Genomic DNA, 15042 nt, shown 5'->3' on the forward strand with positions numbered 1-15042 from the left:
CAACCCCGCGTTCATCACGGAGAGTAGTGTTACAAAAAGATAAATGTGACCGCGATCTCTGTTGAAGCTACGGCACCGTAGGGCAGAATTCCTCACATCAGAGCGTGGGCGGCGGGTGCCGGGGAGGGCCCCGCCGCTCATTGCGTCTCCCCCCTGGTGAGTGACCGGTGTGACATTTCCGCCGAGGTCCCGCCCGGACCGTCGCCTTAACCACCGGTAAGGCATGCTGTGCCGAACTCCATCGCCGCCCGTCGAAGGGGACCAGCATGCAGTTCGGCCGCTACTACGAGGAGTTCGAGGTCGGCGCGGTCTACCGGCACTGGCCGGGCAAGACCGTCACCGAGTACGACGACCACCTCTTCTGCCTGCTCACCATGAACCACCATCCGCTGCACCTGGACGCGCACTACGCCGAGACGTCCAGCCAGTTCAGGCGCAACGTCGTGGTCGGCAACTACATCTACTCCCTGCTGCTCGGCATGTCGGTGCCCGACGTCAGCGGTAAGGCCATCGCCAACCTGGAGGTGGAGTCGCTGCGGCACGTGGCGCCCACCTTCCACGGCGACACCATCTACGGCGAGACGACGGTGCTCGACAAGCGGGAGTCCGGCTCCAAGCCCGACCGGGGCGTGGTCTCGGTGGAGACCCGCGGCTACAACCAGGACGGCACCATGGTCTGCGTCTTCCGCCGCCGGGTCATGGTCCCCAAGAAGGAGTACGCGGCCAGCGCGGTGCCCGACGGGGTGGACCCGGAGCGGCCCAGCTTCCCCACGCCGCGCTGAACGCGCCCGCCGGAGCAGGGCACCATCGGACAGCAGGTTCCGCCGGTGGCGGCCCTGGTCCCGTTTTCGGGGCTTATGCTGACGCCGGAGGTTCCGATGAGCCACTCCGTCGCCGGAGAGCCGCCCTCTGCCGGCCGCCGTGCCGCACCCTTGACCACCGCCGTCTACTCCGCCGCCGAGTGGGATCTGCTCACCAGCCTGCCCGCTCGGGTCCTCGTGGCCGCCGCCGCGCCCGGCGCCGGCCGCCCGGAGCGCGGGGTGATGGCTGGTTTGGCTGGCCTGGACGCGGTGGCCGCCGGCCGCGGGTTCGACAGTGACCTGGTCCGTGCCGTGGTCGCCGCGATCTACGCCCGGCACGATGGCGCGCCGGCTCCCGCCGAGCGGCTCACCGATCTGGTGGACCTGCTGGCCGCGTGTCGGGCAGCGGCCCGGGTGCTGCGTCGGCGTGCCGATCCGGCCGACTCGGCGGCGTACCGCCAGTGGGTGCAGTCGGTCGCGGCCCGCGTCTGCCGGGCGACGCCCGGCCTCGACGGGCATCCGGCCAGCCCGGCGGACCGACGCTTCCTGGACCGGCTCGGTGACGCGCTCGGCCTGGGCTGAGATCGCGGGGCGCCGGGGTGGCCGTACTCTCTGATGACCGTGACCGACGACCAGCTTGAGGTGGGTGTGGGCCCCTGGCCCGGGGACCTGCCCGAGGATCCGCGCTACGACCCGCAACTGCTGGCCGAGGGCGACCGGCGCAACGTCGTCGACCGCTACCGCTACTGGCGGCACGAGGCGATCGTCGCCGACCTGGACCGACGGCGGCACGGCTTCCACGTCGCCATCGAGAACTGGCAGCACGACTTCAACATCGGCACGGTGGTGCGCAACGCCAACGCGTTCAACGCGGCCGAGGTGCACATCGTCGGTCGGCGTCGGTGGAACCGACGCGGCGCGATGGTGACCGATCGATACCAGCACGTCCGGCACCACGAGACGATCGAGGAGTTCGTCGCCTGGGCGGCCGGACGGCGGCTGCCCGTGCTCGGCATCGACAACCTGCCCGGCTCCCGGCCGATCGAGACCGCCGTGCTGCCGCGTGACTGCGTGCTGCTCTTCGGCCAGGAGGGCCCGGGCCTGTCCGCGCCCGCGCGGGCCGCCTGCGCCCAGCTCCACTCCATCGCCCAGTACGGCTCCACGAGGTCCATCAACGCGGGTGTGGCCAGCGGCATTGCCATGCACGCGTGGATCCGGACGCACGCCGGTCCACCGCCGGACTGACCGTCGTCCCATCGGCGCGCTCGGCGTTCCGGCTTTCGGCGTTCCGGCTTGACGTGGCGGCGATGTGGGGTGACGGTGGGGATGTGAGTGTCGCGGTGAGTTGTCCGAGATGCGGGGGCCCGGTACGGGCGCCGGATCTGATGCACACCGAGTCGAGGTGCCTGCGCTGCGGACCCGTGCCGCCGCTGCACGTGCCCGAACACATCGGGGCGGAGATCGTCGCGAGCGTGGTGGAACGGATCACCGCGGCTCCCGGTCCACCCGGGACACCACTGTGGTGCCCGTGGCCGCTGCCGCCCGGCTGGACCCTCACCGGCGTGGCGTACGCCGGGGACGACCGCACCGGCGTGCGGGCGACCGCGGTGGCCTGCGCGGGGCCCGCACCGCTCGACGACGGCCCGGCGGATCTGGTCTTCGTGGCCGAGGAACCGGGCGTGGGCCTGGGTACGCGACTCGCCGGCCTGGCCGGCCCCGATCCCGGACCGGAGCTCGCCGACGCGCTGACCGACCCCGGTCCCGGGCATCCCGAGCACGTCGGGCAGGCCAGGATCAGGGTCGGCGGGCACCCGACTCCACTGTGGTTGGTGAATTCTCCGACGGATCGAAGCGCGTACGCCGGCGAGGCTCGGGGAATGTGGCTACATGCGATAGCCTGGCCGGCGAGTGCGGGTCATCTGCTCGCGGAGGATGTCGTGTTACACGACCTGACCGAGTGGACTCCGCCCGAACTCGTGTACGGCGCACCGTCCCCGTACCTGTCCGGGAGAGCTTGACATCTCTTCCGGGTTGACGGAGAACGGACGCAGATATTCACTGTACGACACCACACTGATACTCTGGGTGCCGCTGCGGTAATGGGACCCGGCGCCGCGCGAGAGGATGGCCCGCCATGGTCAAGAAGGTCCTCACCTGGGCCGGAATCGCATTCTTGATCTTCTTCGTCGCCTATCGGCCAAACTCTGCGGCTGATGTGTTCAAGTCGCTGGGCGGCGGGATCATGGACATCGCCCAGGGGTTCGGCGACTTCTTCACCAGTCTCGTCGCCTAGCCGCCGATGGGCAGCCCCTCCGGTCCACCCTTCGACCCGGACGACCCCGACCGGGACCGTCGCGAGCGCGACACCGAGCCGATCCCGCGGATCGGGCCCGATGACGGCCCGGGCTACGGTGCCGGCCCCGGCCTGTCCGACGGGCCTTCCCTCTCGGACGACGTCGGCTACGGCGACGGGCCCGGCTATGCCGGCGAAGGGCGGTCCGGTCGGGCCTGGATCCGCGATCCCGACGCCGCCAGCCAGCCGCCGCAGATCTCCGAGGAGGAGCTGGCGGGGCTGCGCGCCGACGCCATGGGGTCGACACCCCGTCGGGTCCTCCCGCTGGAGGACGAGCCCAGCTCGCTGGTCGCCCGTTACCTCTTCCCCACCGAGCGTTACCGGGGCGAGTGGAAGCGGCACTGGATCCACCTCACCAACCCGCTCCTGATCGGCGTCGCGGCGACCTTCGTGCTCGGCTACCTCTCCGGCTTCCTCGCGGGGCGGAACGTGGGCGCGTTGACGACCATCGCGGTGCTGCTCTGGTTCGCCGTGATGGGCTGGGTGGCGTGGAAGGTCGCCGACTGGTGGTACGACCGGTTCATCCTGACCAACAAGCGGGTCATGGTGGTCAACGGCATCGTCACCCGCAAGGTCGCCATGATGCCGCTGGTCCGGGTCACCGACATGAAGTACGAGCAGACCCCGACCGGCCGGGCGCTCAACTACGGCACCTTCGTCCTGGAGTCCGCGGGCCAGGAGCAGGCGCTGCGGGAGGTCAAGAATCTGCCCAACCCGAACGAGCTCTACCTACGGGTCGTCGAAGAGATGTACGAGCCGCAGGCGGTCGAGGCGCGGTTGGGCAAGGAGGCCGACGAGGCCAAGGCCGACGACGGCGCGTGAAAGTTTTCGTCCGAACATCGGAGCAAGTGCGCACCTTTCGTCATGGACCGAAACGCCGCTGACGTGGCACTCTTCCAGGACGGTTTGGGTGCGGAGGTGTGTGGTGGCGAGCAGGGATCCCCTGGAGGAGGAGTTTCGCGAGTTCGTCGCGGCTCGCTCCGCCGCCCTGCTCCGTACCGCCTATCTGCTCTCCGGCGACTGGGCGACGGCCGAGGACCTGCTCCAGACGGCGCTCACGAAGACGTACCTCGCGTGGAAGCGGCTCGGCGGGATCGAGGCGGTCGAGCCGTACGCCCGGCGTGTGATGGTCAACACGTCGACGAGCTGGTGGCGGCGGCGCTGGCACGGTGAGCGCCCCACCGAGGTGCTGCCCGAGCGCCCGGGCCTCGACGAGATCGAGCGGCAGCTCGACCGTGACCTGCTCTGGCGGCACCTCAAGGAGCTGCCCAGCCGGCAGCGGGCGGTGCTCGTCCTGCGCTACTACGAGGACCTGTCGGAAGCGCAGACGGCGGCACTGTTGGACATCTCACCTGGAACGGTGAAAAGTCAGGCATCCAGGGCGTTGGCCACGTTGCGCCGCCGCATGGGCGTCGACACTCCGGATCTGGCCGCCGCGCCGACCGGGACCGGCACCGCCCCGCGGCGCGGCCGCGACGCGGCTGCCGCCCGCTCCCGAGAGGTTGCCCGACCCGGCGGGACTGTCGAGGCGGTCCCGTCCGGTTCGGTCGGAGGGCTGGCCGGAGCCCGCTCCGCGATGACGCCGCGTCCCAGCGTCGGTCGGGCCGAGCCCGGGCCGGTCGCGCCGCGCCCGTCCGCGCCCCATCCGATCGCCCCGGCGGTCGACCTGCCCACCGCTTCGGTGGCCGTGCCTGTCGGCACCGGCCCCGGAGAGCAGCAGTGAACGTCTTTCCGCGGCTCCCCGACAACCTCACGGGTGGCCTGCGGCGTCCTAATCAGGTGCGACGTGACCAGCTCGAAGGTGCGGTGCGGGAGGCTCTCTCGCGCCAGGTCGCCGTTACCCGTCCACTGACCGCCGACCCGGCCGGTCAGGCCATCCGGCGCGCCAACCGGATCCGACGGCGGCGTGCCGGAGTCGGTATCGCGCTCGGGGTGGTCACCACCGTGCTGATCGGCGCCGGCATGACACACCTCTCCGGCGGCTCCGACCAGCAGGGGCCGCCCATCGTCGTCATCGGCGACCCGGACCTGTCGGCCCAACCGCTCGCCACGGCCAGCGTCGCCCCGCCTCCGCCCTCGTCGAAGGCGCCCGCCGACGTACTCTTCGCCAGCGCCTTGATCGACGCCGACGGCAAGCGCCTGGCGCTGCCCGGTGTCGGCCCCGCCGAACTCGCGCACCGGCTGCCCAACGGCACGGGTCTGCTGGTGGTCGGAGCGCCCACCGCCGCCGGGCGCTCCCTCTGGGTCGCCCAGGACGACGGCCTGGTGCAGGTGCTGCTGGCCGGCGCGGGGCAGATCGTTCTCGCGCCCGACGCCACGCAGGTCGCCTGGCGGGACGGCGGGGACCTGCTCGTGGCGGGAGTCGTCGGCACCCAGCTCATCGGCACGGTGCGTATCGCGGTCCCGGACAGCGCGCAACCCGTCCGGTTCGTCGGCAGCAGCCTGGTGGTCCGACTTGATCCGACCCGGCCGGGTCACGTCCTGTGGCGGCCCGGCGCGGACAAGCTGACCGAGGTGCCCGAGCAGGACACCCTGAACGTCTACGGTTCGCTGCCGGACGGGCGGTTGGTCAGCCAGGTGCCGGCGAACTCGGCGGACGAAACCTGCCTGACACTTGTCGATCCGAAGCGGGCCACGAAAGCGGCACGTACCGCCTGCGGCAGCCGGTTGAGCCCGGACGGCGTCGGCGGGCTGTCCGACGACGGACGATGGCTCCTGGTGAACGGGAAGGTCGGGTCGACCGACCGCTCCCTGCTGGTCGACCTGGAGCGGCTCGGTACGACGTTGGACGCCGTACCCGTCGGCCCGGCGGTGAGCGGCGCGGTCGCCTGGACGAGCGACTCGGACGTCGCCTACGTCGACAGCTCCGGCTGGCTGGTCCGGGTCAACGTCAAGCGGGTCCGTGCCGGCGAACAGGCCGAGTCGATGCCCGTGGCCGGCCTCGAGCCCGGCGACCGACCGATTCTGGTCAGCGGCTCCTGACCCTGCCGGATCCGCCGGGTTATCGGGCCGGGCGGCGGGGATCTCCGCCCCACCTACGCGAGTCTGCTTCGGGTCCGCTCGGTAGCGTCGGGGAGTGACCTCGCGTACCGGCTCCGCGCCCCGGATCGACCTGCACGCCCACTCGACCGCCAGCGACGGCACGCTGACGCCGGCCGAACTCGTCCGTGCCGGCGCGGACGCCGGTCTGGACGTGCTGGCCATCACCGACCACGACACCACCGCGGGCTGGGCGCCGGCCGTACGGGCGTTGCCGCCCGGCCTGCTCCTGATCCGGGGCGCCGAACTGTCCTGCCGCTGGGAGGGCGCGGATCCGGCGATCCCACTGCACCTGCTGGCCTACCTGTTCGACCCGGAACATCCGGAGCTGGTCGCCGAGCTGGCCCGGGTGCGGGCCGCCCGTGAGGAGCGCGGTGAGCGGATCGTGGCGCTGCTGCGCGCCGACGGCATCGACGTGAGTTGGCCGGAGATCCTCGCCGGCGCGGCCGGCGGGACAGTCGGTCGCCCGCACATCGCGCAGGCGCTGATCCGCGCCGGCCTGGTCGCCGACACCCGCGCGGCGTTCGGCCCGGACTGGCTCGGTGAGCGGTACCGGCTGCCGAAGGAGGACATCGACGTCTTCCGGGCGGTCCGGCTGGTCCGGGCCGCCGGGGGCGTACCGGTGTTCGCCCATCCCCGGGCCACCCGACGTGGCCGGGTGGTGCCCGACGAGCTGATCGCCGAGCTGGCCGCCGCCGGGCTGGCCGGGCTGGAAGCCGACCACGAGGACCACAGCCCGGCCGAACGGGCGCACGTCCGGGCGCTCGCCGCCGAGTTGGACCTCCTGGTGACCGGCTCCTCCGACTTCCACGGCACCCACAAGACCGTCCGGCTCGGCGCGTTCACCACCGGTGTCGAGGCGTACGAGCGGATCGTCGCCGCCGGGGTGACCGAGGTCGCTTCGGTCTGATCCGCGTATTTCGCCCACCGTGACGCGGCTAGGTTGCTCACGTGGATCTGAAGCTGTTCGGCGAGGTTTTCGTGACCCTGCTGGTGATCACCGACCCCCCGGGCATGATGCCGATCTTCCTGGCGCTGACCGGGCCGCTGCCCGCGCGCGACCGTAACCGGGCGGCGTGGCAGGCCGTCGCGCTCGCTCTCGGTGTGATCGTGATCTTCGCGGTGGCCGGGCAGACGTTGCTCGACTACCTGCACGTGGACCTGCCCGCCTTGCAGGCCGCCGGTGGGCTGCTGCTCGTCCTGGTCGCCCTGGAGCTGCTGACCGGCAAGGCCGACGACCCCAGCCAGCAGGTCACCTCGAACATCGCGCTGGTGCCACTGGGTACCCCGCTGCTGGCTGGACCGGGCGCCATCGTGGCGACCATGCTCTTCGTCCAGCAGGCCGACGGGTTCGGCGACTACACCGCGATCGCCGCGGCGATCCTCGCCGTCATGGTCGCCGTGTGGATCGTGCTGCGCTTCTCCGGCGGCATCGTCAAGATCCTGCGCCCCGGCGGCATCGAGGTGCTGACCCGGATCGCCGGCCTGCTCCTTGCCGCGATCGCCGTCCAGCTCATCGCCGACGCGGTGGCCGCCTTCGTCACGCACTACGTGAACATGACCTGACCGGGACAGTCCGGATGTCGGGGGTGGATGGCAGGATCGCAGGCGTGCGACGAGCCTCTTCATCCGGACGATCCGCCGCTGGCGGTCGGACCCCTCAGCAGCGTCCCGGCGGCGCCGAGCAGCTCGGCTTCGAGGGGATGCCGGAGCGGCTGTTCGTCTGCACCCCGAGCAAACTCGGTACGTACGCCGACTGCCCCCGCCGCTACCGCTACTCCTACGTCGACCGTCCCGCACCGCAGAAGGGTCCGCCCTGGGCCCACAACTCACTCGGCGCCAGCGTGCACACCGCCCTGAAGAACTGGTACGCGTTGCCCGCCGACCGACGCCGCCCCGAAGCGTTGGCCACCCTGCTCAAGGGCACCTGGGTCCGTGAGGGCTACCGCGACGACGAGCAGGAGCGGGCCGCCTACCGGCGGGCGCTGAGCTGGCTGGAGGCGTACGTCGAGACGTTGGAGCCGGACTCCGACCCGCTCGGTGTCGAGCGGGTGGTGGCGGTCAAGACCGCCGTCCTGGCCTTCAACGGCCGCACCGACCGCATCGACTCCCGGCCGGGCCCGGAGGGTCCGGAGCTGGTCATCGTCGACTACAAGACGGGCCGCACCGGGCTGGACGCCGACGACGCCCGGGGCTCGCAGGCGTTGGCCCTCTACGCGTACGCGGCCGAGCGGGTGTTCCGCCGGCCGTGCCGCCGGGTCGAGCTGCACCACCTGCCGACCGGCACGGTCGCCGGTCACGACCACACGGTCGAGTCGCTGGCCCGCCAGTTGACCCGCGCGGAGGACACGGCCCGCGACATCATGGCCGCCGAGCGGGTCGTCGCCGACGGCGGTGACGCCGACGAGGCGTTCCCGGTCGCGCCCGGGCCGCGCTGCGGCTGGTGCGACTACCGGCGGCACTGTCCCACCGGGGCGCAGACCCCGGGCAAGGAGCCGTGGGCGGCCGTGGAACGAACCGTCGAGGGCTGATCGCGTCCGTCGGCCAGCTCGACGCGGCGCACGTGGGGTCGGTCAGCCGGCCAGCGCCGCTCGGTCCGCCGCCCGTTGCTTGGCGGCCTGAACCAACGGCCCCTCCAGGTAGCGACGCGGCACCGCGCCGAGCGCCAGTCGCAGCGCGCGAACGCTGAGATCCGCCGACAACTCGGTGGTGGGCAGCCCCAACCCGCCGTACATCCGCCGGGCCCACGGGGGGAGCAGCGCGAGCGCGGTTCCGGCGATCCCGAGGTACGCCCACCGTGGCGGACCGAGGTTGAGGCCCAGCCGGGCCGGCAGGCCGAGCTTCCACGGCAGCGGCGGGGCGGTGAGGAACAGCGCCGTCTCGGCGGCTTCCCGGGTCATCCGCAGCTCCGGCCGAACGGCACGGTAGTAATCCTGGACCTCGGCGGCGGTGCCCGGCACCGTGGCCGGGTCCAGCCCGACGAGGGCGGCTGACCGACGTTGCTCGGTGTAGTAGCCGTCCACCTCGTCATCGGTGAGCGGCAGACCGGCCCGGCGGGCGGTGCTGAGGAACGACTCGACCTCGGTGACGTGCACCCAGCACAGCAGGGCCGGGTCGTCGATCCGGAACTCCTCGCCGGTGGCGGGGTCGGTGGCCCGCAGCCGGGCGTGCAGTCGACGCAGCCGCGCGCCGGCCTGCTCCGCGTCCAGGGTCGTGCCGTAGACGGTGGTCTCCACGTAGGTGGCCGTGCGGACCAGCCGTCCCCACGCGTCGGTGCGGTAGTCGCTGTTCTGCGCGACGCCGGCCATGGCGCGCGGGTGCAACGCCTGGAGGTAGAGCGAGCGCAGGCCGGCGACGATCAGGATCGGCTCCTCGTGCACCTTCCACGTGACCGAACCCGGACCGAAGAGGCCGAGGTCATCGGAGTCCACCGACCAAGCGTGCCACGGCCGGCGCGTCGGTGCCGGCCAGCCCGGCCGGCCGGGGTCCCGGCGACGGGGAGGGGTCAGCCGTCGGCGGCGCGCCGCGACTGACAGCTCGGGCAGAGACCCCAGAAGGTCACCTCCGCCTCGTCCACCTCGAAGCCGTGCGCGACGCCCGGATCCAGGCAGGGCGCGCTGCCGACCGCGCAGTCGATGTCGGCGATCTCGCCGCAGCCCCGGCAGACCACGTGGTGGTGGTTGTCGCCGACGCGTGCCTCGTACCGGGCGGGGCTGCCGGCCGGCTCGATCCGGCGGGACAACCCGGCCCTGCTCAGCGCCCCCAGCACGTCGTAGACCGCCTGGGTGGAGACGGAGTCGAGGCGTTCCCGGACCCGCCGGGTGATCTCGTCGACCTCCAGGTGGCCACCGTCGGCGAGGACATCCAGCACCGCCAGGCGCGGTCGGGTGACGCGCAGCCCCCGCGATCGCAGCAGTTCCTCACCTCTGGACACGCGCCAATGACAGCACGCGCGACCAGCGACGACAACAGTCGGCCGAGGGCGGTGGTCACGAACACAGCTCGTAAAGATCGATCCGGACACTGAACCTCGTCAGCGCCGTGCGCGTGTCTTTCGGGGGAGAGCCCGGGGACGACCAGCGGTTCGTACGTACGCTGACGACCCCGGGACCGCGATCCGCCTGGAGGTGTCGATGTTCGAGAAGATTCTGGGTCTACCGACACACGTCTTCGTCGTGCACGCGATGGTGGTCTTCGTCCCCCTGCTGGCGGTGCTGGCCATCGCGTACGTGGGGCTGCCGCGCTGGCGGCACCGACTGGACTGGGCGCTGGGCATCCTCGCCGTGGTGACGCCGGTGACCGCCTTCGTGGCCGTCGAGTCGGGTGAGGCGCTCACCGATGCCCTGGTCGCCCGTGGTTACCAGGGGCAGATCCTCGACCAGATCTTCGAGCACTCGCGCTACGGCGACATCCTCTTCCGGATCGTGGTGCCGCTGGGGATCGTGGCCATCGCGCTGCTCGTGGCGACCAGCGGACACCCCCGGGTGCCACGGCTGCCGGCCCTGGTGACGCCGGTGCTCGCGGTGGCCGCCGTCGCGCTGTCGCTCGCTGCCCTGGTCTACGTCGCTCTGACCGGTCACTCCGGTGCCGAGGCCGTCTGGGGCACCACCCTATGACCAGCGCGGACCGACGGTCGCTGCCGGCCGCCGCCCAGTGGCGCGGTGGTCAGAAGAGGATCCGCGAGCAGAGCAGGCAGACGAGGGCCACCACCACCACGGCGGCGGCGGCACCGAAACCGTAGGTGACCCGCTGCGACCGCTGCTCCGCCGCGTCCAGGGCGGCCGTGTTCTGCGGTGGCAGGCGTCGTGGCGGCGCCGGCTCCAGGTGTACGGGAGGACGCCAGCCCGCCGGAGGCGTCACGCTTGGTGGTGGCCCCGCGTACCCGTCGGTGGGTGGTGTGGCGGGCGGCGGTTGGTCCGCCGTGGGACGGTCGTCGGTCCCGGGTCGACGCCAGTAGTCGTCGGGGGTGCTGCCACCGCTGGGGGTCGTCACGCCGTCCGAGGCTACCAACGGAGCGGGCGGCCTGCGCTAGTCTTGCCGCTCGTGAGCACCGAGGATCCCGGCGCCGCGGTCGCGCGCGGCGATGACGACCGCACCGTCGACCTGAGCGACGACTTCGTGGTGCTGCCCGAGCAGACCTCGGACGACACCGACCACGGCTGGGGCGAGCGCAGCGCAGGAAACGACGACTGGCTCCTCGCCCAACGCCCTCCGCACTGGGACTGAGCCCGGGCAGGGTTGACCCCGTCCAGGGCTCAGCGGCGCAGCGCCGACGTGGCGGTCTTAGGCCGAGCGGAATCAGGACGCCGAACTGGCCGCCGCCTTGCCGCCGCCCGACCCGCCGGACGACGAGGACGACCCGGACGAGGACGACCCGGACGTCGAGGACGTCGAGGACGACGAGCCGGAGTCTCCACCCGAGGACGAGGACGAGGACGACTCGGACTTGGCCGGCTTGGCCGCGCCGCCGGCCGACGTCTCCGAGCCGGACGCGCGGGAGTCGGTGCGGTAGAAGCCTGAGCCCTTGAAGACGACGCCGACGGAGTTGAAGACCTTGCGCAGCCGCCCCTGACACGCCGGGCACTCGGTCAGCGGCTCGTCAGAGAAGGACTGCACCGCCTCGAGCTGGTGACCGCACGCGGTGCAGGCGTACTGGTACGTAGGCACGTTCTCCTCCGGTATCTGGACTCGGCCAGTTGGCACTCGACGTATTCGAGTGCCAATGGTGCGTCATTCGGGCCGGGTTCGTCCAGCGGACGTGTGGGGCGCGACACCCTGCGCCGTACCCGGGCCGTCATCAAGCGTACGCATTCCGCCGGAGGGGGTGACCACCGCGCGGACCGGACGGTCGTGCGGCTCGGTGGGCAGCGCCTCGACCAGCTCACCGTCGTGCAACGGCACCACCGTCAGGCTCGCCGTGGGCACCCGTGCCAGCGCCCGGTCGTAGGAGCCGCCGCCGCGGCCCAGCCGCCGGCCGTGGTGGTCGACGGCGAGCGCCGGCACGACCACCAGTTCCGCGCCGGAGACGGCGGCCACGCCGAGGCGGGGGCCGACCGGCTCCCGGAGGCCCCGGCCGGCGGCGGCCAGCGCGTGCGGGCCGGTGTACGGCGCCCAGTCCAGGTCGAGATCCGCGCGAAGCACCGGAAGCAGCAACTCACCCTCGGCCGGTAACGCCCCGCGCAACACCTCCGCGAGGTCGGCCCCGCCCGGCTCGGAGCCGACCGGCACGTACGCCGTCAGCCGGCGCGGGCGCAGCCGGCGTACCAGGGCGACCAGCTCGGCCTGGACGCGCCGGGCGGCTGCGGCCCGCGCCGCGTCGTCCAGGGTCCGACGGTGGGCGAGCAGCCGTATCCGGGTGTCCCGCTTCGTCACACGGGTTACTTCCGCTTCATCAGAAAAATCTGACACGCAACACTCCTGACGCAACGCCACTCCCACGGTTGCTCTGTGTCAGCATCGCAAGCAACGGAGGCGGAACTTCCGGGGGGACCGAGTGACGCTACGCGGGCGGTTGACGGCAGCCTTCCTCGTGGTGGTGCTCGGCCCGGTCCTGCTCGGTGCGTTCTTCGTCGCCTCCACCGTCACGGCCGTCGACCGCACCCGGTCCACCGAACGCCTCGCCGTGGCGGCGTCCGCGGTGCGTACCTCGGTCGACGCGCTCTGCCAGCAGCTACGTGCCGCCGCCGACGCGGTCGCCCTCACCGGTGACCCGGCCATCGTCGCCGGCCAGCTCGTCGGCCGGGGGTTGGCCGCGGCGGTGCTGGTCAGCGACGTCAGCGGGCGGGCCACGTACGTCTCGCCGGGCGCGCCGTCGACACCCTGGCGGGACTGTTCCGAGCCGGTCGCCGCGACGTCCGGTCCGGTCCGCGCGCTGGCGGCCCACGTCGACCGGCGGGACGCGGCCGGCGCCCTGCTGGGCAGTGTGGCCGCCGCGCAGCTCGTCGACCCGGCCTTCGTGGCCCGGCTGGCGGCGGTGAGCGGAGTCGCGGTCACGCTGCTCGACGGCGGCGCGAGCGCCGCCCGGTTCACCCACACCACCGAGTCCCGCGAGGTACGCGACGGGGTGCTGGCCGCCGCCGGCCACAGCACCGGCGAGCGGGTCACCGAAACCACCAAGGGCCGGTACGTGCGCCGGGTCGGACCGTCCGTGGGCCAGCCGCTGCCGCTGGTGCTGTCGGTGCCGAGCACCAGGCCGCCGGGTCTGCACATCACGCTGGCCGGCGTGGTCGCCCTGGCCGGGCTGCTCGCCGTGCTGACCGCGTGGCGGCTGGCCCGGGTGACCACCCGGCCCCTGGTGGAGCTGGCCGGCGCGGTCGACCGGGTGGCGCACGGCGACCTGACCGCCCGGGTGCCGGTGCGCGGCCGGGACGAGCTGGGTCGGCTCGCCGAGGCGTTCAACCGGATGACCCGCGAGACCGGTTCGTACGTCGCGGCGCTCACCAGCAGCCGTGACCAGCTCCGCGGGCACCTCGCGGTGCTCGGCGACACCCTGGCCAGCACCCACGATCTGCAACGCATCCTGCGGGTGATCCTGCACAGCGCCATCGCGGCCACCGGCGCGCGGGCCGGCGCGGTGCTGCTGGTGGAGACCGGTGGGGTGCTGGTGGCACAGTGCAGTGAGGGTCTGGACGGGCGCTGGCCGGCCCCCGACCCGGACGGCCCGCAGACCCTGCGGGTGCCGGTCGGCGTCGGCGTGGTCGGCGCGGTGGCCGCGACCGGCGAGCCGCAGCGGGGACGCGTGGAACCGACCGAGCCGCCGACCGGCGAGCCGCGCTGCCGCACCTACGTGGCGGTCCCCTTCGCCGCACCGGGCACGACCGGGCTCGGCAGCGGCACGACGACCATCCCGGGCGGCGAGCGGACCATCCTGGGCGGCGAGCGGACCGCCGACGATGCGGTCTCTCCGGCGGTGGCCCTCGGCGTGCTGGCGCTCTACGACCGGGTGGGCGCGGCCGAGTTCGACGACGACGACCTGGTCACCCTGCGGACCTTCGCCGGGCACGCGGCCGTCGCGGTGGAGAACGTGCGGGTGCACGAGGAGGCCCAGCGGCTCTCCCTCACCGACCCGCTCACCGGGCTGTGGAACTACCGCTACCTGCGCGAGTCGATCCGCCGGGAGGTCGAGCGGGCCAGCCGGTTCGGCCGGATGCTCAGCGTCCTCGCCCTCGACCTGGACCGCTTCAAGGACGTCAACGACACGTACGGGCACGCGGCAGGGGACACCGTGCTGGCGGAGTTCGCCCGGCGGGTACGCGGCGAGATCCGCGAGGTGGACCTGGCGTTCCGGCAGGGCGGGGAGGAGTTCGTGCTGCTCCTGCCGGAGACCGACGCCCGGGGCGCGGCGATCGTCGCGGAACGGCTGGGCGCGGCGGTACGCGAGACGCCGATCGCCGTCGAGGCGTACGCGGGGCCGATCGTGGTGACCGTGTCGGTCGGCATCGCCGTCTACCCGGACCACGGCAGCACCGGGCGGGAGGTGCTGGAGGCCGCCGACGACGCCCTCTACGTGGCCAAGGCCGCCGGTCGGGACACCTACCGCGTCGCGGAGGTCCGCCCGGACGTGCCGATGCGGGAGATCCCGGTGCCGGCCGGCGCGGTCAGCCCACCCGACGGGCTGCCGAGAGCCGGCCGGCCCGCGCGGGTCCCGCGGGAGCCGGGCGGCCACGCCCGGTCGGAGTCGGCTGCGGGCGTACCCGAAGCGAACCGTCCGGGGCCCGCGCACGCGCGGCCGGAACCGGCGGACGGCCCGGTGGACGCCGCGCGAGCCGGTCCGGACGCGGCGCGGCCGGGGCCGGGCGGCGGCGCGTCTTCTGGGCCACACCCGCCGCGGCAGAGCCGTGGCCGATAGTC

General features: G+C 72.8%; 19 protein-coding genes. 14 read left to right on the forward strand and 5 right to left on the reverse strand.

Features of this window, described 5'->3' with window-relative positions; all coding sequences use genetic code 11:
• The first annotated feature begins 266 nt into the window (after positions 1-266).
• From ACQP03_RS03700 to ACQP03_RS03750, 11 genes are all read left to right on the forward strand, one after another.
• Positions 267-782, forward strand: coding sequence for a MaoC family dehydratase (locus ACQP03_RS03700; RefSeq protein ID WP_355049005.1), 516 nt, complete (start codon positions 267-269; stop codon positions 780-782).
• Positions 783-857: 75 nt separating this feature from the next.
• Positions 858-1382, forward strand: a complete 525-nt coding sequence (locus ACQP03_RS03705) for a hypothetical protein (RefSeq protein WP_357124455.1) — start codon at positions 858-860, stop codon at positions 1380-1382.
• 39 nt (positions 1383-1421) lie between these two features.
• The gene (locus ACQP03_RS03710) at positions 1422-2045 is read left to right on the forward strand and encodes a TrmH family RNA methyltransferase (protein ID WP_357124691.1); all 624 of its coding nucleotides are present in this window, start codon (positions 1422-1424) and stop codon (positions 2043-2045) included.
• Between the two features lie 140 nt (positions 2046-2185).
• Positions 2186-2818 carry a DUF6758 family protein gene (locus tag ACQP03_RS03715; RefSeq protein WP_433460280.1) on the forward strand — a complete coding sequence of 211 codons (633 nt, stop codon included), beginning with the start codon at positions 2186-2188 and terminating at the stop codon, positions 2816-2818.
• Between the two features lie 116 nt (positions 2819-2934).
• The gene (locus ACQP03_RS03720; RefSeq protein ID WP_007455302.1) at positions 2935-3093 is read left to right on the forward strand and encodes a hypothetical protein; all 159 of its coding nucleotides are present in this window, start codon (positions 2935-2937) and stop codon (positions 3091-3093) included.
• Between the two features lie 6 nt (positions 3094-3099).
• A complete protein-coding gene (locus tag ACQP03_RS03725; RefSeq protein ID WP_357124458.1) occupies positions 3100-3975 on the forward strand; it encodes a PH domain-containing protein in 876 nt (291 codons plus the stop codon).
• Between the two features lie 103 nt (positions 3976-4078).
• The gene (locus ACQP03_RS03730) at positions 4079-4876 is read left to right on the forward strand and encodes a SigE family RNA polymerase sigma factor (protein WP_433460283.1); all 798 of its coding nucleotides are present in this window, start codon (positions 4079-4081) and stop codon (positions 4874-4876) included.
• The gene (locus tag ACQP03_RS03735; protein ID WP_357124464.1) at positions 4873-6135 is read left to right on the forward strand and encodes a hypothetical protein; all 1263 of its coding nucleotides are present in this window, start codon (positions 4873-4875) and stop codon (positions 6133-6135) included. Before ACQP03_RS03730 ends, ACQP03_RS03735 begins: the two co-directional genes overlap by 4 nt.
• A gap of 94 nt (positions 6136-6229) precedes the next feature.
• Positions 6230-7102, forward strand: coding sequence for a PHP domain-containing protein (locus ACQP03_RS03740; RefSeq protein ID WP_357124468.1), 873 nt, complete (start codon positions 6230-6232; stop codon positions 7100-7102).
• Positions 7103-7143: 41 nt separating this feature from the next.
• Positions 7144-7758 (forward strand): MarC family protein, encoded by a 615-nt coding sequence (locus ACQP03_RS03745; protein ID WP_355048999.1) that lies wholly within the window; start codon positions 7144-7146, stop codon positions 7756-7758.
• A 44-nt stretch (positions 7759-7802) separates the two neighbouring features.
• Positions 7803-8723, forward strand: coding sequence for a RecB family exonuclease (locus ACQP03_RS03750; protein WP_396831804.1), 921 nt, complete (start codon positions 7803-7805; stop codon positions 8721-8723).
• A 42-nt stretch (positions 8724-8765) separates the two neighbouring features.
• Here ACQP03_RS03750 and ACQP03_RS03755 read toward each other — a convergent pair whose 3' ends face one another.
• Both ACQP03_RS03755 and ACQP03_RS03760 read right to left on the reverse strand, forming a co-directional pair.
• Positions 8766-9623 (reverse strand): oxygenase MpaB family protein, encoded by an 858-nt coding sequence (locus ACQP03_RS03755; protein WP_357124471.1) that lies wholly within the window; start codon positions 9621-9623, stop codon positions 8766-8768.
• Positions 9624-9697: 74 nt separating this feature from the next.
• The gene (locus ACQP03_RS03760) at positions 9698-10126 is read right to left on the reverse strand and encodes a Fur family transcriptional regulator (protein ID WP_355048996.1); all 429 of its coding nucleotides are present in this window, start codon (positions 10124-10126) and stop codon (positions 9698-9700) included.
• 199 nt (positions 10127-10325) lie between these two features.
• Here ACQP03_RS03760 and ACQP03_RS03765 point away from each other — a divergent pair, with 199 nt between their 5' ends.
• Positions 10326-10808: a DUF2231 domain-containing protein gene (locus ACQP03_RS03765; protein WP_357171858.1), complete on the forward strand. Its 483-nt coding sequence runs from the start codon at positions 10326-10328 to the stop codon at positions 10806-10808.
• A 49-nt stretch (positions 10809-10857) separates the two neighbouring features.
• Here the strand turns inward: ACQP03_RS03765 and ACQP03_RS03770 are convergent, their stop codons facing one another.
• Positions 10858-11184: a hypothetical protein gene (locus ACQP03_RS03770; protein WP_363660070.1), complete on the reverse strand. Its 327-nt coding sequence runs from the start codon at positions 11182-11184 to the stop codon at positions 10858-10860.
• 51 nt (positions 11185-11235) lie between these two features.
• On the opposite strand from ACQP03_RS03770, the gene ACQP03_RS03775 reads away from it, so the two are divergent.
• Positions 11236-11418, forward strand: coding sequence for a hypothetical protein (locus ACQP03_RS03775; protein ID WP_357124483.1), 183 nt, complete (start codon positions 11236-11238; stop codon positions 11416-11418).
• 72 nt (positions 11419-11490) lie between these two features.
• Here ACQP03_RS03775 and ACQP03_RS03780 read toward each other — a convergent pair whose 3' ends face one another.
• Both ACQP03_RS03780 and ACQP03_RS03785 read right to left on the reverse strand, forming a co-directional pair.
• Positions 11491-11859, reverse strand: a complete 369-nt coding sequence (locus tag ACQP03_RS03780; protein ID WP_357171857.1) for an FmdB family zinc ribbon protein — start codon at positions 11857-11859, stop codon at positions 11491-11493.
• 63 nt (positions 11860-11922) lie between these two features.
• A complete protein-coding gene (locus ACQP03_RS03785) occupies positions 11923-12600 on the reverse strand; it encodes a 5-formyltetrahydrofolate cyclo-ligase (protein ID WP_357124489.1) in 678 nt (225 codons plus the stop codon).
• Between the two features lie 85 nt (positions 12601-12685).
• Between ACQP03_RS03785 and ACQP03_RS03790 the strand changes: the two genes are divergently transcribed.
• Positions 12686-15040 carry a diguanylate cyclase gene (locus ACQP03_RS03790; protein ID WP_357171855.1) on the forward strand — a complete coding sequence of 785 codons (2355 nt, stop codon included), beginning with the start codon at positions 12686-12688 and terminating at the stop codon, positions 15038-15040.
• Positions 15041-15042 lie beyond the last annotated feature (2 nt).

It is taken from the genome of Micromonospora sp. CA-248212, assembly GCF_050948405.1.
Lineage (GTDB): Bacteria > Actinomycetota > Actinomycetes > Mycobacteriales > Micromonosporaceae > Micromonospora.

Excerpts from the sequence above, each read along its gene's own strand:
- ACQP03_RS03700 (WP_355049005.1), top strand. The coding sequence starts at position 267 with ATGCAGTTCGGCCGCTACTACGAGGAGTTCGAGGTCGGCGCGGTCTAC.
- ACQP03_RS03705 (WP_357124455.1), top strand. The coding sequence starts at position 858 with ATGCTGACGCCGGAGGTTCCGATGAGCCACTCCGTCGCCGGAGAGCCG.
- ACQP03_RS03715 (WP_433460280.1), top strand. The coding sequence starts at position 2,186 with ATGCACACCGAGTCGAGGTGCCTGCGCTGCGGACCCGTGCCGCCGCTG.
- ACQP03_RS03720 (WP_007455302.1), top strand. The coding sequence starts at position 2,935 with ATGGTCAAGAAGGTCCTCACCTGGGCCGGAATCGCATTCTTGATCTTC.
- ACQP03_RS03725 (WP_357124458.1), top strand. The coding sequence starts at position 3,100 with ATGGGCAGCCCCTCCGGTCCACCCTTCGACCCGGACGACCCCGACCGG.
- ACQP03_RS03765 (WP_357171858.1), top strand. The coding sequence starts at position 10,326 with ATGTTCGAGAAGATTCTGGGTCTACCGACACACGTCTTCGTCGTGCAC.